A 25,965-nucleotide genomic window follows, 5' to 3' on the forward strand; every position below is an offset into this window, starting at 1 on the left:
TGACGGATCGCGGCGAAATCAGTGTGCGGGATCTGCGGACTTCGGACCTACGCGACACGCGCGTCGGCTAGGCTGCCGTACCGCGGCCCCGGACGACCGCGACCAACGACCCAGTGACAGGCTGTGCGGTCGCCGCAGGGCTCGCCAGCAACGTGTACATCGCGGACCGGTGCGGCCGGTTCGTGCAGACCGCCGTTTGGCCGGTGGCACCGGGGTCCGGGTGGCGTGGCCGCCCGCTCGACCCCGGCCCACCGGGCATCGATAGCAGTACGGGGAGACGTCGGTGAGCGACGAAGGTCGCCTGGTCGCCGGACGCTACCGGGTGCAGCGCAGCATCGGTAGCGGCGCGATGGGCGTGGTGTGGGAGTGTGTGGACGAGCGCCTGCACCGCACTGTCGCGGTAAAGCAGCTGCTGCTCGAACCCGGGCTGGATCCCGGCGAGGCTGACGAAGCACGGCAACGCGCCATGCGGGAAGGGCGCATCGCCGCGCGCCTCCAGCATCCGAACGCGATCTCGGTCTACGACGTGGCCGAGGACGAGGGCCAGCCCGTCCTCGTCATGGAGTTCCTGCCCTCCACCAGCTTGGCCAAGATGATGTCCGAGCACGGGCCGCTGCCTCCGCGCGAGGTGGCCCGGATCGGGTCGCAGGTCGCCTCGGCGCTCGGGGCGGCGCACTCCGCCGGCGTGATCCACCGCGACATCAAGCCCGGCAACATCCTGCTCGGCGACGACGGCACGGTGAAGATCACGGACTTCGGGATCTCCCGGGCGCAGGGCGACGTGCAGGTCACGAAGACGGGGATGCTCGCGGGCACGCCCGCGTACCTGTCGCCGGACGTGGCCATGGGCCAGGAGCCCACGCCCGCCTCCGACGTGTTCTCGCTGGGCGCCACGCTGTACGCGGCGATCGAGGGCCGGCCGCCGTTCGGCCTGAACGAGAACACGCTGGCGCTGCTGCACGCCGTGGCCGCCGGCCGCGTGGAACCGCCGCAGCAGGCCGGGCCGATGGCCGAACCGCTCATGGCCATGCTCAACGCCCGGGTCGAGGACCGGCCGACGATGGCGCAGGTCGTGGAGATGCTGCAGACGGTCGCGGACGGGCACTCGGTGACGTCGGTGCCGACGGCCGCGGCCCCGATCCCCTCCGCGCTCGCCCCCGAGTCGGCCGGCCAGCAGGACCCGGCACCCACGGCGGTCGCGGCGGAGGGCGGCGCCTACGAGGAGGACCCGTACTCCGAGCAGGCGTACGAGAACGCGACCTCCTACATGGGTGCGGACACCCGGGGCGATGACGCGCTGTACGAGGAGCCGCGCAAGCGCAAGCGCCCGGTACTGATCTCGGGGTTGGCGCTGCTCGCGGTCGCGGTCGCCAGCGTGCTGCTGACCTCGGCCTTCCTCGGCAACAACGGCGACGGTCCCGCGGATCCCGCCAACAACCGGCCGTCGCCGACGCGGAACAACGTGCCGCCGCCGGCGCCGACGACGTCGGAGGAGGCTCCGACCACGACGACCGAGGAGGAGGCTCCGACCACGACGACCGAGGAGGAGCCGACCACCACGACCCAGGAGCAACCGACCACGACCACCGAGGAACAGCCGACCACGACCACCGAGGAGCAACCGACCACCACGGACGGCGGTTCCACCGAGTCGCAGGCGGCCTCGACGTCGGGGCCGTAGCCCTCGCGGGCCCGCGCGGTCGCACGCTCGAGCGGGGTCGGGACCTGCGGGTCCCGGCCCCGCTCCGCGTTCACGGGCGCGGGGTCTGCGCGCCTTCCGCAGGAGGCAACGCGTTACCGCCCCTTCGCCCGGTTCGGCAAGCACCTCACCACTTCGAGCGCTTTGAACTTTTCGCGGGAAATGTCCCGCACCGCAGCCGGATTCGCCGGGACCGCAATATCACTCGGTAGTGTGAGTATTCACACGCGTCGTGCGCGTGATCGCCGCGGAGCGCTGCTGCACAGCAATCGTCGTGCGCACGGCGCGGGGATCCGGCGCGGTGACGGCATCACCCCGTGCACGGCGCGTGAACGGGTCTGGTGCGGGCGCACCCCGGTGTGTCGTGCCCCTGGGAACGCCCAGTAACGTTGCATGCCGTGAAACGAGTCGCCGGTCCGGAAACCTCGGACCGACGTGTCGGTGAGTCGGAAGAGCTGGCCACGGGGGTCCGGTCAGTCGTGTCGGAGCAGCCACCAGGGGAGAGACACCGGTGAGCGCCGAGGATCGGGTCATCGCGGGCCGATACCGCTTGGTCGAGCGGATCGGCAGCGGCGCCATGGGCGTGGTCTGGCAAGCCGTCGACGAACGGCTGCACCGGACCGTCGCCGTCAAACTCCTGCTGCTGCAGCCCGGGTACACGCGGGAGGAGACCGAAGAGGCCCGCCAGCGCACGATGCGGGAGGGCCGCATCGCCGCCCGGCTGCAGCACCAGAACGCGATCCTCGTGTTCGACGTGGCCGAGGACGAGGGCCAGCCCGTCCTCGTCATGGAGTACCTGCCCTCGCAGAGCCTGGCGTCGGTGGTCGCCGACCAGGGCGTGCTGCCCCCCATGCACGTGACGCACATCGGCGTGCAGGTTGCCGGTGCGCTGGCAGCGGCGCACATGGCGGGGATCGTGCACCGCGACCTCAAACCGGGCAACATCCTGCTCGGCGAGAACGGCCAGGCCAAGATCACCGACTTCGGCATCTCCCGCGCCATCGGTGACGTCGCCGTCACCAAGAGCGGGATCCTCGCGGGCACCCCGGCCTACCTGGCACCGGAGGTCGCCACCGGCCGCGACCCGGCACCGGCCTCGGACGTGTTCTCCCTGGGTTCGACGCTCTACGCGGCGGTGGAAGGGGCCCCGCCGTTCGGCACGGACGAGAACGCCATCAGCCTGCTGCACCGCGTCGCGCAGGGCAACGTCGAACCACCGCGCCAGGCGGGGTCGCTGGCACCCGCGCTGATGCAGATGCTGCGCGCCGACCCGGTGGAACGGCCCACGATGGCGCAGGCGCGCGACCTGCTGCAGGCGGTGGTGGACGGCCGCCCGATCCCGAACGCCACCCCGACGGCCGGCTGGCAACGCCCCGCCGCTGCCGCGGCGGCCCCGGCCCCGCCTCCCACCCGGGTCGGCGGCCCGGCCGCGACGAAGGCTCCCCCGCCCACGCGGACAGGAGCGGGCGCCCCCGCCTCCGCCCCAGCCGCCGCCTCCGCACCGTCGCGCAGGGGCCTGCCCCGGCCGGTGCGGGCGGGGCTCTGGGCCCTCGCCCTGATCGCGGCCGTGCTGCTCGGTGTCCTCGGCGCCAACGCCCTCGGCGGCGGGGGCGGGCCCTCCGACTCCGCTGCCTCCCCGTCCGAGCAGCCCGCAGGCCCCGCGGCGACCTCGACCACGGCGGCCGCACCCACGACCACCGCCGCGTCCACGACCGCTCCGACGAGCACCAGCACGACGACCACGAGCACCACGACGTCCTCGTCGCCGAGGAGCACCACCTCCAGCTCGGAGGTCGCCACCGAGGACGCGGTCGAGCTCGTCGAGGAGTACTACGACGCGGTGCCGGGCGACGTGGACGAGGGCTGGTCCATGCTCGGTCCCCAGCTGCGCTCGCAAGGCGAGGACAGCTACCGCGAGTTCTGGAAGTCCATCGAGTCGGTCGAGGTCAAGGGCAAGCCGAAGGCCTCCGGCAAGACGGTCGCGGTGAAGCTGAAGTTCACCACCACCGACGGGGAGACCAGCACCGAGAAGCACCGGCTGGGCCTGGTCGAGAAGAACGGCGACCTGCGCATCAACACCGACTCCGTCGTTTAGGAGTCTGTCGAGGAACGGGCTCTCAGCGGCTCACCACCCCTGCCCGGCCTCCAGCGCGGCCCGCGCGGTCTCGCGCAGCGTCCGCAGCAGCGCCTCGGTCGCCGGCCGGTCGGCCACCGTTTCCCGCACGGCGATGTGCAGCGGCCGGACCGCGGCGGGTTTGCGCAGCGGACGCACGACGACGTCCGGGTGCGTCATCTCCATGCCGAGGGCGGGCACGAGCGACACGCCGAGCTCGGCGGCGACGAAGCCCTGCGCGGTGTAGCTGCCGTCGACCCGCATCACCGTCCGCGGCGTGAACCCCGCGCTGGCGTAGGCGTCCTGCAGGGACTCCGCGCAGGTGTCGGTGGTGCTGGGGTTGCTGTCGATCCACGGTTCCTCGGCGAGCCAAGCCAGGTCGACCGCTTCCGCGCCGGCGAGCCGGTGCCCGCGCGGCAGCACCACCCGGTACGGGTCCTCGGCGAGCGGGACGATCCGCACGCCTTCCCGCGCGGGCGTCTGACGGCCGAGGACGATGACCGCGACGTCGGCCTCCCCCTCCGCGAGCGCGTCGAGCACCCCGTGCTCGAACATCTCCAGGTCCAGGTGCACGTCGGGGTGGTCGGCGCGGAACTTCGCCACGGCGCGCGGTACCAACCCGGTGCTGGCGGTGTGGAAGAACCGCAACCGCAACCTCCCGGTGCGCCCGGCGCGGATGTCGGCGAGCTCGGCCTCGGTGTCGTTGAGCAGCGCGGTCATCCGCGCGGCCTGCTCTGCGAGGTAGGAACCGGCCGGGGTGGGCCGCAGCCCGCGTCCGTGCTTCTCCAGCAGCGCGGTTCCGGCCTCCTTCTCGAGCACGGCGACCTGCTGGCTGATCGCCGAGGGCGTGTAGCCCAGGTTGGCCGCGGCCGCGCTCACGGAGCCGCTGGTGACGACCGAGCGCAGGATCTGCATGCGGCGAGCGTCGAGCATCCTTCTTTATAGCACTGCTTAAACGTCGGTCCACAACAATTCGCTTGTGGTTGTGCGACGGGGCGGGCAGTCTCGGGGTGGATCGGATGGCGCCACCGGTCGCGGAACTCACCGACCCGTTCCTGCGGACCGACACATCCGGAGCGATGCCATGAACAGCACCCCGTGCCGCGAGCACCCCGCACCCCAGCAGTCGTCACCGCCGCAGCAGCCACCTCCGCCCCGGCGGGGGGCGGACCCCGGTCCCGCTCCCGCCGGCGGAGCAGCCGGAGCGCGTGGTGCGCTGCGCCGCATCGCCGGTGTCCTGCTGCGGACCTCCGCGGCCTACGCCTCGCTGGCCCGCAACCACCCGATGAAGTGAGGTCGGGCACCGGTGCCCCGCGCGGCACCGGTGCCCCGCGCGGCACCGGTGCCCCGCGCGGCACCGGTGCCCCGCAGCGCGCCGTCACACGAGACGGCGGTCCGAGGCCCAGCGGGACAGCTCGTAGCGGTTCGACAGCTGCGTCTTGCGCAGCACGCTGGAGACGTGCGTCTCGACCGTCTTCACCGAGATGAACAGCTCGGAAGCGATCTCCTTGTACGCGTAGCCCCGCGCGAGCAGCCGCAGCACGTCCCGCTCCCGCCGCGTCAGCAGGTCCAGCTCCGGATCCCCCACCGGCGCGGCGTTCGGCCCCTCGGCGAAGGCGTCCAGCACGAAACCCGCCAACCGCGGCGAGAACACCGCGTCGCCCCCGGCGACGCGCAGGATCGCGTCGACGAGCTCGCGCCCGGAGATCGTCTTGGTGACGTAGCCCCGCGCCCCGCCGCGGATGACCGTGATCACGTCCTCGGCCGCGTCCGAGACCGACAGCGCCAGGAACACCACGTCCGGGAACTCGCCGCGGGTGCGGCGCAGCACCTCCGCTCCCCCGCCGTCCGGCATGTGCACGTCCAGCAGCACCACCGCGGGCCGGTAGTGGCCGACCCCGGCGACCGCCTCGCCGACGGAACCGGCCTCGCCGACCACGTCGACCTCCTCCGGTGCGGAAGCCAGCTCCGCCCGCACGCCGGAGCGGAACAGGGCGTGGTCGTCCACGATGTACACCCGCACCGGACGCGCCGCCTGCTCGCCGGCGGTCGATTCGCTCATACCGCTCGCCCTCCTCGTTCATCGGCCGCCGGGTCGGATCCCCCCGACGGCTCGGACCGCTGCGACGGGGTCTGCTCGTCCGCCTCCCGCGGCATCTCCAACTGCACCTCGGTTCCCGCACCGGGGGCCGTGCGCAGCCGCACCGACCCGCCGAACCGCTCCATCCTCCCGCGGATCGAGTCGGAGAGCCCGTGCCGATCGGCCGACACGGCATCCGGGTCGAAGCCCGCACCGCGGTCGCGGACGAACACCGACACCCGCTCCGGCTCCACCTCGGCGTAGACGCTGATCTCGCGCTCGCCGGAGTGCTTGGCCGCGTTCGTCACCGCCTCCCGCGCCGCCGCCAGCTGCGCTCGCACGCGCTCGTCGAGCGGGCAGTCGGAGACCTCGACGTGCTGCACGCTCACCGCGAACCGGTCCTCGACCTCCCCGCAGATCCTCGCGAGCTCCGCGGTGAGCACCACCGGCTGCTGCGCCCCCTCCGGGGCGGGACCGGTGGCCTCCTCCGCGCGGGAGCGCGCCCCGCGGTAGCCGCCCGGCCCGTACAACCAGCTCCGCAGCTCCCGCTCCTGCCCCCGCGCGAGCCGGCGCACCTCGCGGGGTTCCTCGGCCTGCTTCTGGATCAGCGCGAGCGTCTGCAGCACCGAGTCGTGCAGGTGCGCGGCGATCTCCGCGCGCTCCTGGGAGCGGATGCGCCCGGCGCGCTCCTGGTCGAGGTCGCGGGCCAGGCGCATCCACCACGGCACGGTCAGCACGACAGCCCCGCCGAGCGTGGTGAGCACCGCCAGCAGCAGGAACGGGATCATGCTCAGCGAGGAGCTGCCGACGAGGAACGCGGAGATCCCGACGAAGACGAGCGCGGCGCCGACGAGGAGACGCAGCAGACCGGCCCGCCCCTCGAACCACCGGCGCCGCCGCGGCTCGTCGGCCTCCCGCCACACGACGGCGGCGCCGATGAGCATGACCAGCAGCGGCACGGTGAACCACATCGGCAGGGCGGCCAGCGAACCGAACAGGACCACCAGCCCCAGGCCGAGCAGGATGAGCGCCGCGCCCTGCTGCCGCTCGCGGGAGCTGGCGGGCCCGCGCGGGGTGGTGGCGTCCTGCGGCACGAACACCCACAGCAGCGCGTAGGCGAGGATGCCCGCGCCCCAGAACCCCGCCAGCACGGCGAACGCGGCGCGCACCCACATCACCGGGACGCCGAGGTGGTCGGCCACGCCCGCGGACACGCCCGCCACGAGCCGCCCCTCGCGGGACCGGTGCAGCCGCGGCACCTCCGGTGCACCGCGCGCAGCGGCCTGCTGACCGCTCCGCGGGCCGTCCGCCGCCGGCCGCTGCGCCGAGACCGGAGGAGGCGCCTGCTGCTGGGGAGCCTGCTGGGCCCGGGAGGCTGTGCGCCCCCGGCGCCCCCGGAACCGGGGTCTCACACCATCGATGCTTGCACGCGGGCGCCCTCCGGCACATCGGGGCGTGCGGGCCGGGGACCGGGGACCGCCTCAGGGTCGTCCCCGATGTCACCGCCCCCGCGGTGCGCGGAGAGTGGTGGCATGAGCGAGACGCGGAGCGCGGTGGGCAGCGTCGAGACCACCGTGCGGGACTTCTGGGCGACCCGACCCGTGCGCCCCGCGACGGGCGGCAAGCTGGGCGGGGTGGCCGCCGCGATCGGCAACCGCTACGCGGTCGACCCGGTGCTGCTGCGCGTCGCCTTCGTGGTCGCCGCGCTCTACGGCGGGGCCGGGGTGCTGCTGTACCTGCTGGGGTGGATGCTCTTCCCGCGCGAAGAGCGGGACGGCTCCGGGCAGGTGAGCACCCGGACCACCTCGACGCCGGTGCTCGTGGTGCTGGCGGTGCTGCTGATCCCGGCGCTGTACGCGCTGCGCAACCTGCCCGGCGTGATCGGCGCGGTGGTCGGCTGCGTGGCGCTGTACCTGCTGCACCGCAACCGCGCCGAGCACGGCGCCGGCGGGGGTGGCAGCGGCCCGGGCGGCGCGGCCGGCTCCGCGGAACCCGCCTCGGGGGCGCCGGCACCCGAGGCCCCGCCGCCCGGGGAGGGGTCTTCCGGCGGCACGGCTGCCTCCGGGGACACGGCCGCGGGGACGCGACCGGACGCGACCGCCCCCTCCGCGGAAGGCACCCGCGCCGAACCTGCCCCGGTGGAGACCGCGCGCGCCGAGGCCGAGGTGGGCAGCGCCTCCGGCGACGAGGCGCGGGCAGCCCCCGGCCCCGAGAGCGACAGCCCGCAGCCGGGGACCGCGCGGCCGGACGCGCCGCAGGAGGGGGCTGCCGCACCGGAGACCGCGGAAGGCACCCGCGCCGAACCGGACCGCCTCGGCGCGGGGACCGCCGAGCCGGGCGGTGCCGAGGCGGAGACCGACCGGTTCACCGCGTGGCAACCGCCCGCGGTGGACCCGTGGAACGCGCCCCCCGCCACCGCGAGCTCCGCGGAACCGCAACTCCCACAACCACCACCCCCGGCCGAGCCCGTGCCGGAGCGCCCCCGGTTCGACCGGATGCTCACCCCGATCGCGCTGCTGCTGACCGCGCTGACCGCGGCGGGCGGGCTGTACCTCTCCCTGCCCCCGGCGCAGATCCTGGCCGCCGTGCTGGGCGTGCTCGGGCTCGGGATGCTCGGCGGCGCGGTGCTGCACCGCGGACGCGCACTCGTGGTGCTCGCCATCCCGGTCGCGGTGCTGACCGTGCTCGCCGCGGGCGCAGCACCGCACAGCGGGTCCGTGCACACCGCCCCGCCGGTCGCGGCGAACCGGCACCTCGAGCTGACCACCGCCGCCGAGGCGAACCGCGCGCACAGCATCGACGCGGGGAACCTGACGGTCGACCTGCGCGGCATGCCTCCGCAGGAGGCCTCCCGGGTCGGGCACGTGCAGGCCCGCACCGGGGCGGGCAGCGTGACCGTGCACGTGCCGCCCGCGTGGGACGTCACCGCGCACTGCACCAGCCGGGCCGGAACGGTGGACTGCCTCGGCACCGAACGTTCGGGCGCGCCGGCCCGGGAGACGGTGACCGAGTCCGGAGGGGGTGCGCGCAACGGCCGCCTGGTCACGATCACCGCGCGCACGGAAACGGGACATGTGGAGGTCGTCCGTGACTGAACCGTCGAACCGCGGTGGCGAGCCCCCCTGGCGGGACGTGGACCCGGTGGCGCTGGCCGGTGGCTGCCTGGCCCTGGCGCTGTCGGCGTTCGTGCTGCTCGGGCTCGTCGAACACCTGGTGTGGCTGCTGGGGGCCACGATCGTGGCCGTCGGAGTGCTGCTGCTGGTGCTCTCGCTGCGGCCGCGCCGCGGCTGACCGGGGCTCGGGGGCCCGGTCAGCCGCTCACTCCCACTCGATCGTGCCCGGCGGCTTCGAGGTCACGTCGAGCGCGACCCGGTTCACACCGGAGACCTCGTTGGTGATGCGCGTGGAGATGCGCTCCAGGGCCTCGTAGGGCAGCCGCGTCCAGTCCGCCGTCATCGCGTCCTCACTGGACACCGGACGCAGCACGACCGGGTGGCCGTAGGTGCGGCCGTCGCCCTGCACGCCGACGGAGCGCACATCGGCGAGCAGCACCACGGGGCACTGCCAGATGTCGTTGTCCAAACCGGACGCGGTGACCTCCTCGCGCGCGATGGAGTCCGCCGCCCGCAGCGTGCTCAGCCGGTCGGCGGTCACCTCGCCGATGACGCGGATGGCGAGGCCGGGCCCGGGGAACGGGTGCCGGTGCACGATCGTCTCCGGCAGCCCCAGCTCGGTGCCCACGCGGCGCACCTCGTCCTTGAACAGCGCGCGCAGCGGTTCGACGAGGTCGAACTGCAGGTCCTCGGGCAGCCCGCCCACGTTGTGGTGGCTCTTGATGTTGGCCGCGCCGGAGCCGCCGCCGGACTCGACGACGTCCGGGTACAGCGTGCCCTGCACGAGGAAGTCGATCGGACCGCCGGCGCCGTCGCCGCTCTGCAGGTCCCGCGCGGTCCGCTCGAAGGTGCGGATGAACTCGTGGCCGATGATGCGGCGCTTCTCTTCGGGATCGCTCACGCCCTCCAGCGCGCCGAGGAACTGGTCGACCGCGTCCACGGTCACCAAACGCACCCCGGTCGCGGCGACGAAGTCCCGCTCGACCTGGGCGCGCTCACCGGAGCGCAGCAACCCGTGGTCGACGAACACGCAGGTGAGCTGATCGCCGATGGCGCGCTGCACGAGGGCCGCGGCCACGGCGGAGTCCACGCCGCCGGACAGGGCGCACAGCGCGCGCCGGTCGCCGATCTGCTCGCGGATCCCGCGCACCGTCTCGTCCACGATGGAGGAAACCGTCCACTGCGGCCGGATGCCGGCGATGTCGTGCAGGAAGCGGCGCAGCACCTCCTGCCCGTGCGGCGAGTGCGCCACCTCGGGGTGGTACTGCACGCCGGCGAGCCGGCGCTGCACGTTCTCGTAGGCGGCCACCGGGGTGTCCTGGGTCGCCGCGGTCACGCGGAAGCCCTCCGGCGCCTTGCTCACCGAGTCCCCGTGGCTCATCCACACGGGGTGGCGCGCCGGCAGGTCCTCGTGCAGCGTGCCGCCGTCGCCGGAGACCCCCAGGTCCGTGCGGCCGTACTCGCGCACCCCGGAGTGCTCCACGGAACCGCCCAGCGCGGAGGTCATCGCCTGGAAGCCGTAGCAGATGCCGAACACGGGGATGCCCGCGTCGAACAGCGCGGGGTCGACCTGCGGCGCGTCCGCGGCGTAGACGCTCGCCGGACCGCCGGAGAGCACCACGGCGGCCGGATCGCGGCGCACGATCTCGTCGACCGGGGTCTCGTGCGGGATCACCTCGGAATACACCTGGGCCTCGCGCACCCGGCGCGCGATGAGCTGCGCGTACTGGGCGCCGTAGTCGAGCACCAGAACGGGCCCCTGGCCGGGGCCGGCGGAACCGGACACGGAGCGGCAACCTCCCCTGCAGAACATGTCGTGGCGGCAACGCACCAGCGGGGGCGCCGAGCCCCGCGGTGAGGTCCCGCCGATGCCCGCGCAGCGCCTTGCCGCCCCTCATTCTCCCAGGTCTCGCCGACGCGGGGGCAGCGACCCCGGGCGAACTCGGTCACGCCGCGACCGCGCCCGCCCGGCGGCCGCCCGGGCTTCACTCGCCCCGCTCGACCTCCGCTCCTGCGGCCCCGGCTCCCGGTCCGACCGCGACCACAGGCAGTCGCAGCGCCGCGGGGGCCTCCTCCGGAACCGCGGGGTTCCGCGGCGGCACCGCGGGCACGGGGACGTAGCCGGCGGACTGCTCCGGGCGCGGATCGGTCTCGCCCTTGTTCGGCCACATGGACAGCGCGCGCTCGGCCTGCGCGGTGATCGTCAGCGAGGGGTTCACCCCCAGGTTCGCGGTGATCGCCGAACCATCCACGACGGACAGCCCCGGGTGGCCGTGGGCCCGGTGGTACGGGTCGATCACACCGCTGCCGGGCGTGTCCCCGATCGGGCAGCCGCCGATGAAGTGCGCGGTCATCGGCATGTCGAACAGCTGCGACCACACGCCGCCGGCCATGCCGCCGATCTTCTCCGCCGCGCGCTCGTTGGCCTCCTCACCGACCGGGATGTAGGTCGGATTCGGTGCGCCGTGCCCCTGCCGCGAGGTCAGCCAGCGCCGTCCGAAGCGCTTGCGCAGCCCCGTGCGCAGCGAATTGTCCAGGCTCTGCATCACGAGCAGGATCACGGTGCGCTCGCTCCACCGGTGCACCCGCAGCAGGCGCAGCGACTTCAGCGGATGCCTGCCGAGGAAGCCCAACCACTGCCGCCACCGCGGACGCGGATCGTCGCCCCTGGTCGGCAGGGTCTGCAACATCCCCATCGCGTTGGACCCCCGGCCGTAGCGGACCGGCTCGACGTGCGTGTCCGGGTCCGGGTAGAACGACGAGGTGATCGCCACCCCCTCGGAGAAGTTCCGGTCGGGGTCGACCCGGCTGACCTGCGCACCCAGGATCGCCTCGGAGTTGGTGCGGGTGAGCTCGCCGAGCCGGTCGGACAGGTGCGGCAGGTCGCCGGCCTCGCGCGAGCGGTGCAGCAGGTTCTGCGTGCCCCAGGTGCCGGCCGCCAGCACCACCTGGTCGGCGCGGAAGATCCGGAAGTCCCGGCGCAGCTTGGAGCCGGTGCGGTGCGTGGCCAGCCGCCACGTGCCGTCGGCCGCCTGCCCCAGCCGGGAGACCGTGGTCATCGGGAAGACCTGCGCGCCGTTCTGCTCGGCCAGGTAGAGGTAGTTCTTCACGAGCGTGTTCTTCGCCCCGACCCGGCAGCCGGTCATGCACGCGCCGCACTCGGTGCACCCCGTGCGCGCCGGTCCGGCGCCGCCGAAGTACGGGTCCTCCGCCTGCTCGCCGGGCTCGCCGAAGTACACGCCCACCGGGGTGTGGTGGTACGAGTCCGCGCATCCCATGTCCTCGGCGACGCGGCGGATGACCGTGTCCGAGGGGGTCTCGGTCGGGTTGGTGACCACGCCGAGCATCCGGCTGGCCTGGTCGTAGTAGGGCGCGAGCTCGGTCTTCCAGTCGGTGATGTGCGACCACTGGGCGTCCCGGTAGAACGCGTCCATCGGGCGGTAGAGCGTGTTGGCGTAGTTCAGCGAACCACCGCCGACGCCCGCCCCGGCGAGGATGAGGCAGTCGCGCAGCACGTGGATGCGCTGCACGCCGTAGCAGCCCAGGTCGGGGGCCCAGAGGAACGTGCGCAGGTCCCAGGAGGTCTTGGGCAGTTCGTCGTCGGTGAACCGCCTGCCGGACTCCAGGACGGCGACGCGGTAGCCCTTCTCCGTGAGGCGAAGGGCGGCCACGCTGCCGCCGAACCCGGAGCCGACGACGACCACATCGAAATCCGTGTCGCGGTCGCGGGAGCCAGCCATGCGCGACAGACTAGACGTCGTTACTGGCGAGTAGCCATACATCACCGCCGAACAGCACGGGTTGATCGATCCACCCGCGGCATCCGCGCGCGGACAGCACCCGCCGCGCTCCGAGCTCCCCGCGGACACCCCCCCACCCGCCCGAGCGAGGGTGGGGGCATTTCCCGGGAAACGTTCCCCACCGCGGGGTGCCCGGCGGGCGAGCGGGGCTCAGCGGCCGAGCATCAGGCCGACCTTCTGGAACTCCTTCAGCTCGGAGTAGCCGGTCTTGGCCATCGCGCGCCGCAGCGCGCCGAACAGGTTCAGCGTGCCGTACGGGTCGCTGCTCGGGCCGTACAGCAGCGTCTCCAGGTCCACGCCCGAACCCTCGAAGCCGATGACCTCGCTGCGCGGCAGGTTCGGGTGCGCGGCCGCGGGCGTCCAGTAGTAGCCGCGCGCCGGCGCCTCGTGCGTCTCGGTCAGCGCCTCGCCCAGCATGACCGCGTCGGCGCCGCAGGCGATCGCCTTCGCGATGTCCCCGGAGTAGCCGAGCGCGCCGTCGGCGATCACGTGCACGTAGCGGCCGCCGGTCTCGTCCAGGTAGTCGCGCCGCGCCGCCGCGGCGTCCGAGATCGCCGTGGCCATCGGAACACCGATGCCCAGCACCTGCGTCGTCGTGGCCGCGCGGGACTGCCCGAAACCGACGATCACACCGGCCGCGCCGGTGCGCATCAGGTGCATCGCGGTGCGGTAGTCGCCCACGCCCCCGGCGATCACCGGGATGTCCAGGTCGCCGATGAACCGCTTGAGGTTGAGCGGTTCGCGGCCCTCCGCCACGTGCTCGGCCGAGACGATGGTGCCCTGCACGACGAGCACCTCGACGCCCGCGGCGATCAGGTCGGGGGTGAGCTCCTCCGCGTGCTGCGGGCTCACCCGCGCCGCGACGGTCACGCCCGAGTCCTTGACCTGCTTGATCGACTCGGCCAGCCGCTCGGGCCGGATCGGCGCGGCGTGCAGCTGCTGGAGGCGCCGGATCGCCGCCTCGGGGTCACCGTTCTCCTCGGCGATCCCGACGACCTCGGCGAGCTTGTCCTCCACGTCGTCGTGCCGCGCCCACAGCCCCTCGGCGTTGAGCACGCCCAGACCGCCGAGCTCGCCGATCCGCACCGCCGTGGCGGGCGAGACGATCGCGTCCGTCGGGTGGGTGACGAGGGGGATGTCGAAGCGGTAGGCGTCGATCTGCCAGCTCAGCGAGACGTCCTTCGACGAGCGGGTACGCCGGGACGGAACGATCTCCACGTCGTCCAAGTCGTAGCCGCGCATGGCCGTGCGGCCCATGCCGATCTCAACCTGATCCCGCACCGTCAGTCCCCTTCTCAACGACCCAGATGTCCGACGGGACATTCTCTCTGCCTCCCCCGGATGAGCAGCACCGGGGTGAAGCCCGGGTGCGGCACCGGAGCCCGGTCGGCCGCGCCACCGGCACCGCACCGCGGTCTCACCGCGTGGTGTAGTTCGGCGCCTCCGCGGTCATCGTGACGTCGTGCGGGTGGCTCTCCTTGAGCCCGGCCGCGGTGATGCGCACCAGGTGCGCCTCCTGCAGCTCCGGGATCGTGCGCGCGCCGGTGTAGCCCATGCCGGAGCGCACACCGCCCGCCAGCTGGTCCATCACCTGCTCCAGCGGACCGCGGAACGGCACGCGCCCCTCGATGCCCTCCGGCACGAGCTTGTCCTCGCTGAGCACGTCGTCCTGGAAGTAGCGGTCCTTGGAGTAGGACTTCTGCTCCCCGCGGGTCTGCATCGCACCCAGCGAGCCCATGCCGCGGTAGACCTTGAACTGCTTGCCGTTGACGAGCACGAGGTCGCCGGGCGCCTCGGCCGTGCCGGCGAGCAGGCTGCCGAGCATGACGCTGCTCGCGCCCGCGGCGATGGCCTTGGGGATGTCGCCGGAGTGCTGCACACCGCCGTCGGCGATCATCGGGACCCCGGCAGGGCGGCAGGCCAGGCTCGCCTCGTAGACCGCGGTGATCTGCGGAACGCCCACACCGGCCACCACGCGGGTGGTGCAGATCGACCCCGGTCCGACGCCGACCTTGACCGCATCGGCCCCCGCGTCCACCAGCGCCTGCGCACCGGCGCGGGTGGCGACGTTGCCGCCGATGATGTCCACCGACTGGCCCAGTTCCTTCTTCAACGTGGCCACCGTGTCGAGCACCGCCTGCGAGTGCCCGTGGGCGGTGTCCACGATGAGCACGTCGGCCCCGGCGTCGACCAGCGCCATCGCGCGCTCGTGCGAGTCGGTGCCGACACCGACGGCGGCGCCGGACAGCAGCCGGCCGTCGGCGTCCTTGGTGGCGTTCGGGTACTGCTCGGTCTTGACGAAGTCCTTGACCGTGATCAGCCCGCGCAGCTTGCCCGCGTTGTCCACGATCGGCAGCTTCTCGACCTTGTGCCGCCGCAGCAGGCCGAGCGCGACGTCGGCGGTGACGCCGACCTGCGCGGTGATCAGCGGCGAGGTGGTCATCACGTCGCGGACCTTCTTCGTGTGGTCCATCTCGAACCGCATGTCGCGGTTGGTGATGATGCCCACCAGCTGGCCGGAGGCGTCGGCGACCGGCACGCCCGAGATGCGGAAGCGGGCGCACAGCGCGTCGACCTCGGCGAGCGTGTCCTCCGGCGAGCACGTCACCGGGTCGGTGACCATGCCGGACTCGGAACGCTTGACGACCTCGACCTGCGCCGCCTGCTCCTCGACCGACAGGTTGCGCTGGAGGATCCCGACACCGCCCTGCCGCGCCATGGCGATGCCCATGCGGGCCTCGGTCACCGTGTCCATCGCCGCGGAGACCAGCGGCACGCGCAGCGCCACGTTGCGCGACAGCCGGGTCGTCGTGTCGACCTCGCTGGGAATGACGTTGGTTTCGTCCGGCAGCAGCAGGACGTCGTCGAAGGTCAGCCCCAGCGCGGCGAACTTCGACGGGAGGCTGGATGCGCTCAGTTCACTGGTCATGGCGGCGGTGTGCCTTTCCTACCGATCGGGTCGAAGGAGTGCGGGCAGGCCGGCCACACGCGACTGGCGGACGGACGAGCACCGTGCGGGGCGCGAGTGCACCACGACCTGCGGAAAACGGGATTCCTTCCATGATAGTGACCCGCAGCTGCGGCCCGCCGCCCGGAGCGCCTGATGTGACGGGCGCAAAACACCGCACGGCGAAGGGCCCCCGCGCGCCGAACCGCGTTGCGCGGGTGGGTACCGTGCGGTGCGTGCCGCACGACCAGATGCCACCCGACCCGTTCGCGGGGGATCCGGACGACCCGAGCATGGCCCTCGGCGAGAACGACCCGGACCCGACCGACCCGCCGCTCGGCGCCGAGGAGCAGACAGAGCTGCTCGCGGATCTGGCCGACCTCGCCGTGTACCAGGCGCTGCTGGAGCCCCGCGGCGTCCGCGGCATCGTCGTGGACTGCGTCGATTGCGGCGAGGCGCACTACCACGACTGGGACCTGCTGCGCGCCAGCCTCGAGCAGCTGCTGCACAACGGCAAGATGCGCCCGCACGAACCGGCGTACGACCCGAGCCCGAACCAGTACGTCACCTGGGAGTACTGCCGCGGCTTCGTCGACGGCGTCAGCCAGTCCGAGAGCCACTACCCCAAGGCCTGACCCACTACCCCAAGGCCTGACACCGCGCCTCCGGGCGGTCGCAACCACCGATCGCCGCGCCTCCGCGGTTGCTGACCACCCGCCGCGTGCCCGATCCTCCGCGCCGCGCGCGGTGCCCCGCTCCTCTCCTCCGGCGGCCACCGGGCGGACCCGCCCGCTGCCCAGCCCGCCGCTCACGGACTCCGGACGCGCGACCAACCCCGGGCACGCGAACCCCGGCGCGCGGCCGCCTTCCGCACGGACACCCGCGCACGACACCGCCCCGGCCCGAAGCGGGTCGGACCGGGGCGGCGGAGGTGGTTCCCGCCAGCTGCCGGGCTGTCAGCTCGAAGGCTGATCACCCTCCGAGGAGCCGGAGAAGAACGGGTTGCTCGGGTCCCACGCCGGCTCCGACGTGGACGACTCCGACGTCGACGTCCCGCTCGGCTCGCTCGAACTCGTCGGCGGGGTCGTCGACCCCTCCGAGGTCGTCGGCGGTGTCGTGGTCGGGTGCTCGGTCGGCGGGTGCTCCGGCCTGCTCGACGGCGGGGCCGTCACCGAACTGGACGGCGGTTCCTGCGAGGAGGTCGCCGGCGGTGCCGTCGGATCCTGCTCACCGACGCCCTCGTCCACGCGCGCGCTCAGCGAGCGGTGCGCGGCCCGCAAGTCCGACAACCCGTGCTCGTCGTCCACCGCGCCCATCTGCTCCTGCGCCGAGCGCAGCGCCGACTCCGCCGTGCTCGTCCGCCCCCCGTCCAGCGCGTCCTCGGCGGTGCGCAGGTCCTCCCGGGCCGACGTGGCCGCCTGCACGGCCTTCGTGTGGTCGGAGTAGAACACCTGGGCAACGCCCCAGAGCATGTCGCCGGGCAGCGCGTCCCGCGCGGCCACGCCCACGCCGGTGCAGCCGATCATGAGCACGGCCGCGGCCGTGGCCACCGGCACCAGGTGGCGCCTGCGGAACCAGCCGCGACGCTGGGGCTTCTTGGCCTGCTCGAGCGCCTCCGCGGCCTGGTCCGCATCGACGAGCTCCTCGACCGGGGCGGAATCGATGTCCCGCCGCCAGGAGACGAGGAGCTCCTCCACGTTCGGTGCGCTGCCGGCGCGCTCGGGCACCTCGGGGTTCGTGCCGCCGAGCGCGTCCAGTAACGCGTCATCGGCCCGCAGCGCGGTGAGGTCGACGGACTCTCCGATCTCGTCCTGCTCGAGCAGTTCGGGATCGTCGTCGGTCTCGCCGCTCGTCCCGGGGCGCTCCGAGGCCGCACCGCTCTCCGAGGCGGCCTCCTCCGCGTCCGCGGCCGACCGGGTCTCCTCGGCCGACCGGGTCCTTTCGGGCGGGCGGAAGGACAGCACGTTGTCGGACGACTCCGTCGCCGAGTCGTCCGCGGTGTCCTCGCCCGCGGGGTCTGGGCCCGTGGGTTCTGGGTTCTCTTCGGAAGTCACTGCCCGCGCCGCGGCACCGTCACCGTGGTCGGTGCTGCCGGTCCCCTTCGGTTCGGTGTTCGGTTCGTCGTTCCGCTCGCCCACGCTGCGCGAGCGGTCATCCTGCTGGCCGGATTCGACGGGCTCGTGCCCTGGTCGCTCACCTTCGGGCCCTTTCCGCTCAGCCATTCAGACCACCTCCTCCGCGGACAGCGTCTTGCGCAGCCGGGCCAATGCGCGGTGCTGCGCAACACGCACGGCTCCCGGCGTCGACCCGACCGCCTCGGCGGTTTCCTCAGCGGACAAGCCGACGACCACCCGGAGCAGCAGGATCTCCCGCTGCTTGTCCGGGAGGACACGCAACAGCTGCGCCATCCTGCCGGAGAGCTCATCCTGCATCGCTCGCTGTTCGGGCCCCGCCTCCGACTCCGGGGTCTCCGGCACGTCCGCGACGGGCTCCGAACGATTGCGGGCGGATGCACGATGCGCATCTGCCACCTTGTGCGCGGCGATGCCGTACACGAACGCCAGGAACGGACGCCCCTGGTCGCGATAGGTGGGCAGCGCGGTGATCACCGCGAGGCACACCTCCTGCGCGACATCGTCCGCCGAGGCGAACGACCGCTCGTTGCGTCCGACTCTGGCGCGGCAGTACCGCACCACCAAAGGACGGATTTCGGCCAGCAAGCGCTCGATCGCCTGACGATCGCCGTCGACGGCGGCGCCTACTAGAGCGTCCAGCCCGTCCCCCACATTGGTCATCGCAGACAGCAGCCCTGGTGTTACGCGTTAAGCGACTCGAATTTCCGGCGGACGTCGTCTCCAGCACGCCGCACCGAATTCACCGTACCGGGCCACGAGTGGCCACTGAACAGGGACTCGGGGCGCGCAGCCGCCGCCACCACCTGTTCACACTTACCAGAGAACGCGCCCCGCCGGTCGGCGCTGCGATCTCCCGCAGCTCACCAGCTCCGGGCGCGGCGCGGGACGGCGGCGGCACGCGCGCTCGGCCGCCTCGTTCCCGGACGGCGGCGCGCCGCGTTGCCACACGATTCCTCCCGCTTCGCGCACCCGAGCGGCGCCGTGCAGATCCCGCTTTCCGGACGTAGCGCCCGCACCACCGCGGGCCGAGACATGCGTCACACCACCGCAAGCACCGGCAGGCCGGTGATCTCCGGCCGCCCGGTGGTCGCTCCGGTGCCCGCGCACGGTGCGCGACGAGACCTCCGGCACTGCGCCGGCCGCTCGCGCCGCACCGGGCTCGCGGCAGGCCGAACCAGCGCCCGCGGACAGGCGCTCCCCGACCCGGCGCCCTCGGACACGGCACCCTCGGAAACGGCGCTCGCCGGCACTGCCCTCCCGGAGCGGCCGCTGCCCCCGACGCAGCAACCACCTCCGGTGCGAACGCTTCGAGCGGGCGCCAGCACCACCCGCAACAGCGGCAGCACCACCGGCAACAGCGGCGCGGACCGCGAAGCGGCAGCCGGGAACCACTCCCGAGCCCGCGCCCCCTCGCGGTTCGGGGACGCCCGTCGCCGCACGAGGAGCGCGGCTCCGGCCGGTCTGGTGGGACCTGCTTCGCCCGGCCGGGTCACTGGCACGTCAGAGCCTGCTCCTCGACCTCCTCCGCAAGTGCGCGAGGGCGAGGAGCGGGCTCTCAGGCCACCAGACCGCGCCGGAAGCCGTGCGCCACCGCCTGCGCGCGATCACGCACGCCGAGCTTGCGGAACAAGCGCCGCGCGTGCGTTTTCACCGTGTCCTCGGACAAGTAGAGCTCGCGGCCGATCTGGCCGTTGCTCTTGCCCTGGCTCATGCCGCGCAGCACCTGGAGCTCGCGCTCGGTCAGCTGCACGCCCGGGTCGGAAGGCTGCCGCGGCGTGGGCACCGAGGTGCTCGCGAGCGTGTGCGCGAGCGCCGCGACCAGTTCCGGACGGGAGGCGTCCCAACGCAGGTAGCCCCGCGCACCTCCCGCGATCGCCGCGGCGATGCTCGCCGCGTCGTCCGGCGCACCGAACACGATCACATTGGCCTGGGGGTGCGCCGAGACGAGCCGCCGCGTGGCTTCCACGCCGTTGGGCACCGCGCGCTGAGTCCCCACGAGCACCACGTCCACAGCTTGCCGGGAGTAGCGCGCGAGCAGCTCGTCGCCGTGAGCGACGCAGTCGATACGGCTGACCCCGGGCACCGCGGACATGACGCGGGTGAGTCCTTCCCGGACGCTCCGTCGGTCATCGCAGATCAGGACCGTCGTCACGGGAACTCCTTCCTGCAGGCGAGTGACGTTCCACCTCCCCTTATCGGCGGGAGGTCGGGAAACCTTGACCCGATCCGGTGGCGAATTCGTCCATCGCGCGCCTCGAGGCCCTCCGCCGCGGGAGAGCGCGCCCCCGCGATCGCGCCGCCCGTCGCCGGCGCATGATCGCCCACAAGCCGATTACCTGCGATCCTCACTCGTTCGCACGTATTTTCGGGGCCTGTTGTCGCTCGTTCGTACGACATGAGAGCGGTTATTGTGATTTGTGTCACATCAAGCGAGAACCGTCTCGGCGACCCGGTCGGCAGCGGCCCGCAGCGACTCCACGTGCTCGGTGCCACCCGCGAGCTCAGCGGTGGACCACCCGGCCCCGGCGGCGAACAGCCGCGCCTTCTGCCGGGTGGCGGGGACCTCGGCGAGCAACCGGGACGAGGCGTAGTGCGGCTGGTCGGCCCACAGGACCACCGCCGCCGGAGCCGCCCGGCGCACAGCCGCCCACAGCCCCTCGCGCGGCACTCCCGCGCCGAACAGCAGCTGCCCCACGCCCCCGGACGACAGCGCCGCGGCCAGCGCAACTAACTCCAGCCCCTGCGGTTCGCCGGGCACGGGAGCCAGCACGACGGGACGGGGGGTGACCGGTTCCGGCGCAGCGGCGATGACCGCGCGCAGCGCCGTCGAGGCGCAGTCCACCAGCAGCTGCTGCGCCTCGATGCCGCTTCCGGTGCGCTGCCGCCGCTCCACGATCGCGCGCAGCACCGGGCGCAGCGCCCCCTCCCACGTGGACACCACGCCGTCGGCGTCGATCGCCTCGCGGAGCAGCCCCTGCGCCGCCCAGGCGTCCAGCGCCAGCGCGGCGCGCCCCAGGCCGCGGGCGCGCGGACCCGCCCCCGCCAGGCGCAGCCCCTGCCCGCCGGTGCTGGTGGTGTCGAGCTGCTCCACGGGCCCGTCGTCGAGCACCCCGGAGTGCAGCACCGGTTCGCGGCCACCCGACCTCGGCTCCGCGCGGACCGCGTCGGCGGGATCGCTCGGGTCGATGTCGACGCTGCGCGCGAACCGCGCGGCTTCGGCCGGGGAGGCGCCGCGCAGCAGCGCGCGCTGCATCTGCTCCAGCCGCGCGACGTCCTCGGGTGCGTAGCGGCGGTGCCGCCCGCTCGCGTGCTCGCTGGGCCCGAGCCCGTAGCGGCGGTCCCACGTGCGCAGCGTGGCCGGCGCGACGCCGAGCCGGCGCGCGACGGCGGCGACCGTCAGGCGGGGCTGCTGCGGGGGCTTCCCCGCCGACTCGTCCGCATCGGAACGCGACCGCTCGCCCTCCGGCTCGCCGCCCTGCGCTGAACGCCGCCGCGCGGTGTCCGCCCCTTCCGGCGAATCGGATTCGCCGACCTGCGCCGCTTCGCGCTCGGCCGGCTGGGACGGGGAGGCGTCGGAGTCGTACTCACGTTCCGGCCGTGTCATCACGCGGGACATGCTCCGGCTCTAGCACGCCGAGAGCAACTCAGTCGAGGCAACCGCGACAAGCACCCACGAACGGACACCACTCGCTTGATTGACCAATATTTGGCTCGATTATGCTTGAACAACCTTTGACGCGGTTTTACGGTGGATCTCGCGAGGTCGGGCAGTGCCCGACAGGGAGGGGAACCCACCAGTAGGAGGTGGTTGTCGCAATGGCGGACACTCGACGTCTTCCAGGACCCAATGCTGATATCTGGGACTGGCAGATACGGGGTTCCTGCCGCGGAATGGACAGCGCGTACTTCTTCCACCCGGACGGCGAGCGCGGCCCGGCACGCGCGCGCCGCGAGGCCAAGGCCAAAGAAGTGTGCCAACGCTGCCCAGTGATCGCGCAGTGCCGAAACCACGCCCTGAGGGTGCAGGAGCCGTACGGCATCTGGGGTGGTTTGTCCGAATCGGAACGCGAGATGATCATCAAGGCCCGCAAGCGCCAGCACCAGATGACCCAGCACGAGATCCCCCAGCAGGGAGGTCAGCAGCAGGAGATTCCCGAGGTGCCCCAGCAGGCGGCGCCCGAGGTGCCCCAGCAGGCGGCGCCCGAGCACGACGTGACCCAGTTGGTGAGTTGACGCTGGTGTTCGCCACCACGCGCGCCCGCGGGCAGCGGTGAATGGCAGTGCGCACAGCGCGCGCAGACGAGGGGCGCCATCCACCGCACGCGCACGACAACTCCACACCGGACGGAAAGGACTCCGGGCAGGCACGGGCTGCCCGGAGTCCTTCTGCGCGGAGTCCTTCTGCGCGGGGTCCTTCTGCGCGGGGCCCGCCGCCCGAGGTGCTCCCCCGGGGGCCTGACAGGCGGGGACCTGCGTACCGGGGCCCTGCTCAATGGCCGCGCGGCAGGTGCGGTGCTCCCGCGGACACCGGTGCGCGACCCCGCGGGACGCACCGCGCCGAGCGCCGTCCGAGCGCGCCGGTGCACGTGCAGTTGCCGCGGCAGCTGGACGCCCGCGGCGCGCTCGCGCGCCGCGGGCGAAAAAAGATCCCGGCGGCCCACCGGGGCCGCCGGGATCGGGGAGCGCTCGAAGTCGAGCGGGAACGAGGCGTGATCAGTGGCCGTGGCCGTGACCGCCGCCCTCGTTGTCCTCCTCCTCGGGCTTGTCCACGACCGCGCTCTCGGTGGTCAGCAGCATCCGCGCCACCGAGGCGGCGTTGGACACGGCCGAACGGGTCACCTTCAGCGGGTCCACCACGCCCGGCTTGACCAGGTCACCGAAGGTCTCCTCGGCCGCGTTGAAGCCGGAGCCCCACTCCATGTCGCGCACGCGGGAGACCACGACGGCGCCCTCGTGGCCGGCGTTGTGCGCGATCCAGAACAGCGGGGACTCCAGCGCGGAGCGCACCAGGCGGACGCCGGTGGCCTCGTCGCCGGTCTTGCCCAGGTCGCCTTCCAGCACCTTGGCGCCGTGGATCAGCGAGGAACCACCGCCGGGGACGCTGCCCTCCTCCGCGGCGGCCTTGGCCGCGGAAACGGCGTCCTCGATGCGGGACTTGCGCTCCTTGAGCTCGGTCTCGGTGGCCGCGCCGACCTTGAGGACCGCCACGCCGCCGGCCAGCTTCGCCAGCCGCTCCTGCAGCTTCTCGCGGTCCCAGTCGGAGTCGCTGGCCTCGACCTCCTTGCGGATCTGCTCGGTGCGGCCGCGCACGTCGTCGGCGTTGCCGCGACCGTCCACAATGGTGGTGCTGTCCTTGGTCACGGTGACGCGGCGGGCGCTGCCCAGCACCTCGCGGCCGACCTCGGAGAGCTTCATGCCGACGTCCGGGGAGACGACCTGCGCACCGGTGGACACGGCCAGGTCCGCCAGGAAGTTCTTCCGGCGGTCACCGAAGTACGGGGCCTTCACCGCGACCACGCGGAACGTCTTGCGCGCGGCGTTGACGACCAGGGTCGACAGCGCCTCGCCCTCGACGTCCTCGGCGATGATCAGCAGCGGCTTGTTGTCCTGCGCGATCTGCTCGAGCAGCGGGAGCATCTCCTGGATGTTGGAGATCTTCTCCTGGTGCAGCAGGATCTGCGCGTCCTCCAGCACCGCTTCCTGCCGCTCGGCGTCGGTGACGAAGTGCGGCGAGACGTAGCCCTTGTCGAACTCCAGGCCCTCGGTGACCTCGAGCTCGGTGGCCAGCGAGGAGGACTCCTCGATGGTCACCACGCCGTCCTCGCCGACGCGCTCCATCGCCTCGCCGACCAGCGCGCCGATGTTCTCGTCCCGCGAGGACACGGTGGCGATCTGCGCGATGTTGTCGCGGCCCTTGACCGGGGTGGCCTTGGCCTTGAGCTCCTCGACGACCGCGTCGGCGGCCGCCTCGATGCCGGCGTTCAGGGAAGCCGGGTTGGCACCGGCGGCCAGGTTGCGCAGGCCCTCGCGGACCATGCCCTGGGCGACGACGGTGGCCGTCGTGGTGCCGTCACCGGCCACGTCGTTGGTCTTGGTGGCGACGCTCTTGACCAGCTGCGCACCAAGGTTCTCGTACGGGTCCTCGAGCTCGATCTCCCGAGCGATGGTCACGCCGTCGTTGGTGACCTGCGGCCCGCCGAACTGCTTGTCCAGCACGACGTGCCGACCGCGGGGACCGAGGGTCACCTTGACGGCGTCGGCGAGCTGGTTGACTCCGCTTTCGAGCGCCCGGCGGGCGTGCTCGTCGAAGCTGATCTGCTTAGCCATGTTTCTCAGCCTTTTCGCGTGGAAGAGCGGTTGCGGATTGACGCACGCGAACCGCCCCGGTGATCCCGCTCGGGGACCTCCGGGGCGGCATCACTCGCACGGTGCTCGGCTTCAGTTGACGACGGCCAGCACGTCGCGGGCGGAGAGGATCAGGTACTCCTCCCCGTTGTACTTGACCTCGGTGCCGCCGTACTTCGAGTAGATGACGACGTCACCCTCGTTGACATCCAGCGGGATGCGGTTGCCCTTCTCGTCGATCCGCCCCGGACCGACAGCCAGTACCTTGCCCTCCTGGGGCTTTTCCTTGGCGGTGTCCGGGATCACGATGCCGGACGCGGTCGTCGTCTCGGCCTCGCTCGCCTGGACAACGATCTTGTCCTCAAGCGGCTTGATGCTCGCCACGGTGTGACCTCCACCTTCTGGGGCCTTCAAAGCATTGGCTGGATTCACGACGGCTACCGTGGCTCCCCGCCGTCGCGGGTGCCGGGGCGCTCCGGCGCCGTTCGTCTAGCACTCTACCGACACGAGTGCCAGTACTCAACTACCGCCGCCGACGAACCCCGCGTTTTCGCTCGAAGCGGTGGCCGGGCGGGCCCGGCGCAGCGGCCGACCCCGCTCCCGGCCCGCGCTCCCCCGCGCCGGCGCCCTCGGCGACGGCGGGGCCGCGCATGCCGCAACGCTACCGCGCCGCCGCCCGCGCGACCCCCACTCGCCCACCCGGCGCGGTGAAGCCCGTGCGCACAGCCGTCGAGAGCGGTAACAGGTGATCCACGTTGCGTGATCTTCGCAGGCAGATCGGCATGCGTGAAATGTCACCGCAGCCCCTGCGGATTTCCCCCGAGCCGTCCCGGTCCCCTAGGTTCACCCACATGGCTGCCCGCACCAAACCCGCGAGTCGCCCGTGGGAACGCCGCCCCCGTCCGTCCCGCCCGCCGGGGCCGACCGGACCCCCGACCCGCTCCGGTCCCCGGCCGCGCTACTGAGGGGGCCGCGGACGGGCTCGCACCGCGGCCGGCCTGCGCACATGCCGAGGAAGCGGTTTCGCCGCTGACCTGACGGACCGGTGCGGCCGGGCAGCGGCCACCGATCCGCACGGCCACCGGCTCCGGCGCTCACCGCGCTCGGCGCCGCCACCAGAAGGCCTTGATCAGGGCGAACACCTCCCGGCGGGCACCGCGGGCCGCGACGCGCCGCAGCCCCGCGGCCGCGGCGTCGTGCCCCACCCCCCAGGCCTCGATGCCCGCTCGGCGGCACAGCGCCACCGAGCGCGGCAGGTGGAACCCCGTGGTGACGACGGTCACCGAGTCCAGCCCCAGCTCCCGCGCCGCGTGCAGGCACGAGCGCCACGTGTCCACACCGGACTCGTCGGGGATGATCGCCGCGGGCGGCACACCGCGCGCGACGAGGTGATCGCGCATCACGAGGGGTTCGCTGTGCCCGCGCGAGACCGGGCTTCCGCTGACCACGACGCGGCGCACCGCGCCCCGGTTCCACAGGTCCAGCGCGGTCTCCAGCCTCCCGCGCAGGATGAGGCTGGGCCGGCCGTCGCTGCGCACTCCCGCGCCGAGCACGAGGGCGTGCGTCGTGGGCGGGACGTCGCCGGGGCTGCGCAGCCGCCCGCGGACCCGCAGCAGCACCCAGGCGCACGGGAGGAGGCACACGACCGCCGCGGCCAGCACGAGGCCGGCGAGCACCACGCTGATCGTTCGCACGTGCTCAGTGTGCAGGCCGCGCCGGACCACCGGAGGCGA

General features: G+C 73.1%; 20 protein-coding genes and 1 pseudogene. 7 read left to right on the forward strand and 14 right to left on the reverse strand.

Going from position 1 to position 25,965, the window contains the following annotated elements; all coding sequences use genetic code 11:
• Positions 1-283 precede the first annotated feature (283 nt).
• Complete coding sequence (locus ACVGV0_RS20380) at positions 284-1,681, forward strand: serine/threonine-protein kinase (RefSeq protein ID WP_459157294.1); 1,398 nt, start codon at positions 284-286, stop codon at positions 1,679-1,681.
• Positions 1,682-2,210: 529 nt separating this feature from the next.
• Positions 2,211-3,794: a serine/threonine-protein kinase gene (locus tag ACVGV0_RS20385; RefSeq protein ID WP_459157295.1), complete on the forward strand. Its 1,584-nt coding sequence runs from the start codon at positions 2,211-2,213 to the stop codon at positions 3,792-3,794.
• A 30-nt stretch (positions 3,795-3,824) separates the two neighbouring features.
• On the opposite strand, the gene ACVGV0_RS20390 is transcribed toward ACVGV0_RS20385, so the two are convergent.
• Positions 3,825-4,745, reverse strand: a complete 921-nt coding sequence (locus ACVGV0_RS20390; protein ID WP_459157296.1) for a LysR family transcriptional regulator — start codon at positions 4,743-4,745, stop codon at positions 3,825-3,827.
• 151 nt (positions 4,746-4,896) lie between these two features.
• Here ACVGV0_RS20390 and ACVGV0_RS20395 point away from each other — a divergent pair, with 151 nt between their 5' ends.
• Complete coding sequence (locus ACVGV0_RS20395) at positions 4,897-5,106, forward strand: hypothetical protein (protein WP_459157297.1); 210 nt, start codon at positions 4,897-4,899, stop codon at positions 5,104-5,106.
• An 84-nt stretch (positions 5,107-5,190) separates the two neighbouring features.
• On the opposite strand, the gene ACVGV0_RS20400 is transcribed toward ACVGV0_RS20395, so the two are convergent.
• Positions 5,191-5,874 carry a response regulator gene (locus ACVGV0_RS20400; RefSeq protein WP_459157298.1) on the reverse strand — a complete coding sequence of 228 codons (684 nt, stop codon included), beginning with the start codon at positions 5,872-5,874 and terminating at the stop codon, positions 5,191-5,193.
• Entirely contained in the window at positions 5,871-7,304 is a 1,434-nt protein-coding gene (locus ACVGV0_RS20405; RefSeq protein WP_459157299.1) for a PspC domain-containing protein, read from the reverse strand. The genes ACVGV0_RS20400 and ACVGV0_RS20405 overlap by 4 nt, the downstream gene beginning before the upstream one ends.
• Positions 7,305-7,424: 120 nt before the next feature.
• Here ACVGV0_RS20405 and ACVGV0_RS20410 point away from each other — a divergent pair, with 120 nt between their 5' ends.
• Together ACVGV0_RS20410 and ACVGV0_RS20415 are read left to right on the forward strand one after the other, a co-directional pair.
• Positions 7,425-8,987, forward strand: a complete 1,563-nt coding sequence (locus ACVGV0_RS20410) for a PspC domain-containing protein (protein ID WP_459157300.1) — start codon at positions 7,425-7,427, stop codon at positions 8,985-8,987.
• Entirely contained in the window at positions 8,980-9,183 is a 204-nt protein-coding gene (locus ACVGV0_RS20415; RefSeq protein ID WP_459157301.1) for a hypothetical protein, read from the forward strand. Before ACVGV0_RS20410 ends, ACVGV0_RS20415 begins: the two co-directional genes overlap by 8 nt.
• Positions 9,184-9,210: 27 nt before the next feature.
• Here ACVGV0_RS20415 and guaA read toward each other — a convergent pair whose 3' ends face one another.
• The 4 genes from guaA to guaB all read right to left on the reverse strand — a co-directional run bounded on the left by guaA (position 9,211) and on the right by guaB (position 15,734).
• Positions 9,211-10,791, reverse strand: a complete 1,581-nt coding sequence (gene guaA, locus ACVGV0_RS20420) for a glutamine-hydrolyzing GMP synthase (RefSeq protein WP_459157302.1) — start codon at positions 10,789-10,791, stop codon at positions 9,211-9,213.
• Between the two features lie 199 nt (positions 10,792-10,990).
• The gene (locus ACVGV0_RS20425; RefSeq protein ID WP_459157303.1) at positions 10,991-12,745 is read right to left on the reverse strand and encodes a GMC family oxidoreductase N-terminal domain-containing protein; all 1,755 of its coding nucleotides are present in this window, start codon (positions 12,743-12,745) and stop codon (positions 10,991-10,993) included.
• A 210-nt stretch (positions 12,746-12,955) separates the two neighbouring features.
• A complete protein-coding gene (locus tag ACVGV0_RS20430; RefSeq protein ID WP_459157304.1) occupies positions 12,956-14,086 on the reverse strand; it encodes a GuaB3 family IMP dehydrogenase-related protein in 1,131 nt (376 codons plus the stop codon).
• 136 nt (positions 14,087-14,222) lie between these two features.
• Positions 14,223-15,734 (reverse strand): IMP dehydrogenase, encoded by a 1,512-nt coding sequence (gene guaB / locus ACVGV0_RS20435; RefSeq protein ID WP_459157305.1) that lies wholly within the window; start codon positions 15,732-15,734, stop codon positions 14,223-14,225.
• Between the two features lie 245 nt (positions 15,735-15,979).
• On the opposite strand from guaB, the gene ACVGV0_RS20440 reads away from it, so the two are divergent.
• On the forward strand, positions 15,980-16,387 hold the full coding sequence (locus ACVGV0_RS20440; RefSeq protein ID WP_459160080.1) for a DUF5319 domain-containing protein: 408 nt from the start codon (positions 15,980-15,982) through the stop codon (positions 16,385-16,387).
• 321 nt (positions 16,388-16,708) lie between these two features.
• On the opposite strand, the gene ACVGV0_RS20445 is transcribed toward ACVGV0_RS20440, so the two are convergent.
• The 4 genes from ACVGV0_RS20445 to ACVGV0_RS20460 form a co-directional block, all read right to left on the reverse strand.
• Positions 16,709-17,974, reverse strand: a complete 1,266-nt coding sequence (locus ACVGV0_RS20445) for an anti-sigma-D factor RsdA (RefSeq protein WP_459157306.1) — start codon at positions 17,972-17,974, stop codon at positions 16,709-16,711.
• Positions 17,975-18,547 (reverse strand): sigma-70 family RNA polymerase sigma factor, encoded by a 573-nt coding sequence (locus tag ACVGV0_RS20450; protein WP_459157307.1) that lies wholly within the window; start codon positions 18,545-18,547, stop codon positions 17,975-17,977.
• Positions 18,548-19,442: 895 nt separating this feature from the next.
• The gene (locus tag ACVGV0_RS20455; RefSeq protein WP_459157308.1) at positions 19,443-20,039 is read right to left on the reverse strand and encodes a response regulator transcription factor; all 597 of its coding nucleotides are present in this window, start codon (positions 20,037-20,039) and stop codon (positions 19,443-19,445) included.
• 273 nt (positions 20,040-20,312) lie between these two features.
• Positions 20,313-21,491 carry a MerR family transcriptional regulator gene (locus ACVGV0_RS20460; RefSeq protein ID WP_459160081.1) on the reverse strand — a complete coding sequence of 393 codons (1,179 nt, stop codon included), beginning with the start codon at positions 21,489-21,491 and terminating at the stop codon, positions 20,313-20,315.
• 212 nt (positions 21,492-21,703) lie between these two features.
• Between ACVGV0_RS20460 and ACVGV0_RS20465 the strand changes: the two are divergent.
• Positions 21,704-21,997: pseudogene (locus ACVGV0_RS20465) on the forward strand (WhiB family transcriptional regulator); the annotation flags it as partial.
• Between the two features lie 603 nt (positions 21,998-22,600).
• Here ACVGV0_RS20465 and groL read toward each other — a convergent pair.
• The 3 genes from groL to ACVGV0_RS20480 form a co-directional block, all read right to left on the reverse strand.
• Positions 22,601-24,214, reverse strand: a complete 1,614-nt coding sequence (groL, locus tag ACVGV0_RS20470; protein WP_459157309.1) for a chaperonin GroEL — start codon at positions 24,212-24,214, stop codon at positions 22,601-22,603.
• 111 nt (positions 24,215-24,325) lie between these two features.
• Positions 24,326-24,616, reverse strand: coding sequence for a co-chaperone GroES (gene groES / locus ACVGV0_RS20475; protein WP_459157310.1), 291 nt, complete (start codon positions 24,614-24,616; stop codon positions 24,326-24,328).
• 710 nt (positions 24,617-25,326) lie between these two features.
• Positions 25,327-25,926, reverse strand: coding sequence for a SanA/YdcF family protein (locus tag ACVGV0_RS20480; protein WP_459157311.1), 600 nt, complete (start codon positions 25,924-25,926; stop codon positions 25,327-25,329).
• Between the last annotated feature and the right edge of the window lie 39 nt (positions 25,927-25,965).

Source organism: Salinifilum ghardaiensis, assembly GCF_054491345.1.

What these genes read in the sequence shown, in the direction of transcription:
- ACVGV0_RS20390 (WP_459157296.1), bottom strand. Translation starts at nt 4,745, where the DNA reads ATGCTCGACGCTCGCCGCATGCAGATCCTGCGCTCGGTCGTCACCAGC.
- ACVGV0_RS20395 (WP_459157297.1), top strand. Translation starts at nt 4,897, where the DNA reads ATGAACAGCACCCCGTGCCGCGAGCACCCCGCACCCCAGCAGTCGTCA.
- ACVGV0_RS20400 (WP_459157298.1), bottom strand. Translation starts at nt 5,874, where the DNA reads ATGAGCGAATCGACCGCCGGCGAGCAGGCGGCGCGTCCGGTGCGGGTG.
- ACVGV0_RS20410 (WP_459157300.1), top strand. Translation starts at nt 7,425, where the DNA reads ATGAGCGAGACGCGGAGCGCGGTGGGCAGCGTCGAGACCACCGTGCGG.
- ACVGV0_RS20425 (WP_459157303.1), bottom strand. Translation starts at nt 12,745, where the DNA reads ATGGCTGGCTCCCGCGACCGCGACACGGATTTCGATGTGGTCGTCGTC.
- guaB (WP_459157305.1), bottom strand. Translation starts at nt 15,734, where the DNA reads ATGACCAGTGAACTGAGCGCATCCAGCCTCCCGTCGAAGTTCGCCGCG.
- ACVGV0_RS20445 (WP_459157306.1), bottom strand. Translation starts at nt 17,974, where the DNA reads ATGGCTGAGCGGAAAGGGCCCGAAGGTGAGCGACCAGGGCACGAGCCC.
- ACVGV0_RS20450 (WP_459157307.1), bottom strand. Translation starts at nt 18,547, where the DNA reads ATGACCAATGTGGGGGACGGGCTGGACGCTCTAGTAGGCGCCGCCGTC.
- ACVGV0_RS20460 (WP_459160081.1), bottom strand. Translation starts at nt 21,491, where the DNA reads ATGACACGGCCGGAACGTGAGTACGACTCCGACGCCTCCCCGTCCCAG.
- groL (WP_459157309.1), bottom strand. Translation starts at nt 24,214, where the DNA reads ATGGCTAAGCAGATCAGCTTCGACGAGCACGCCCGCCGGGCGCTCGAA.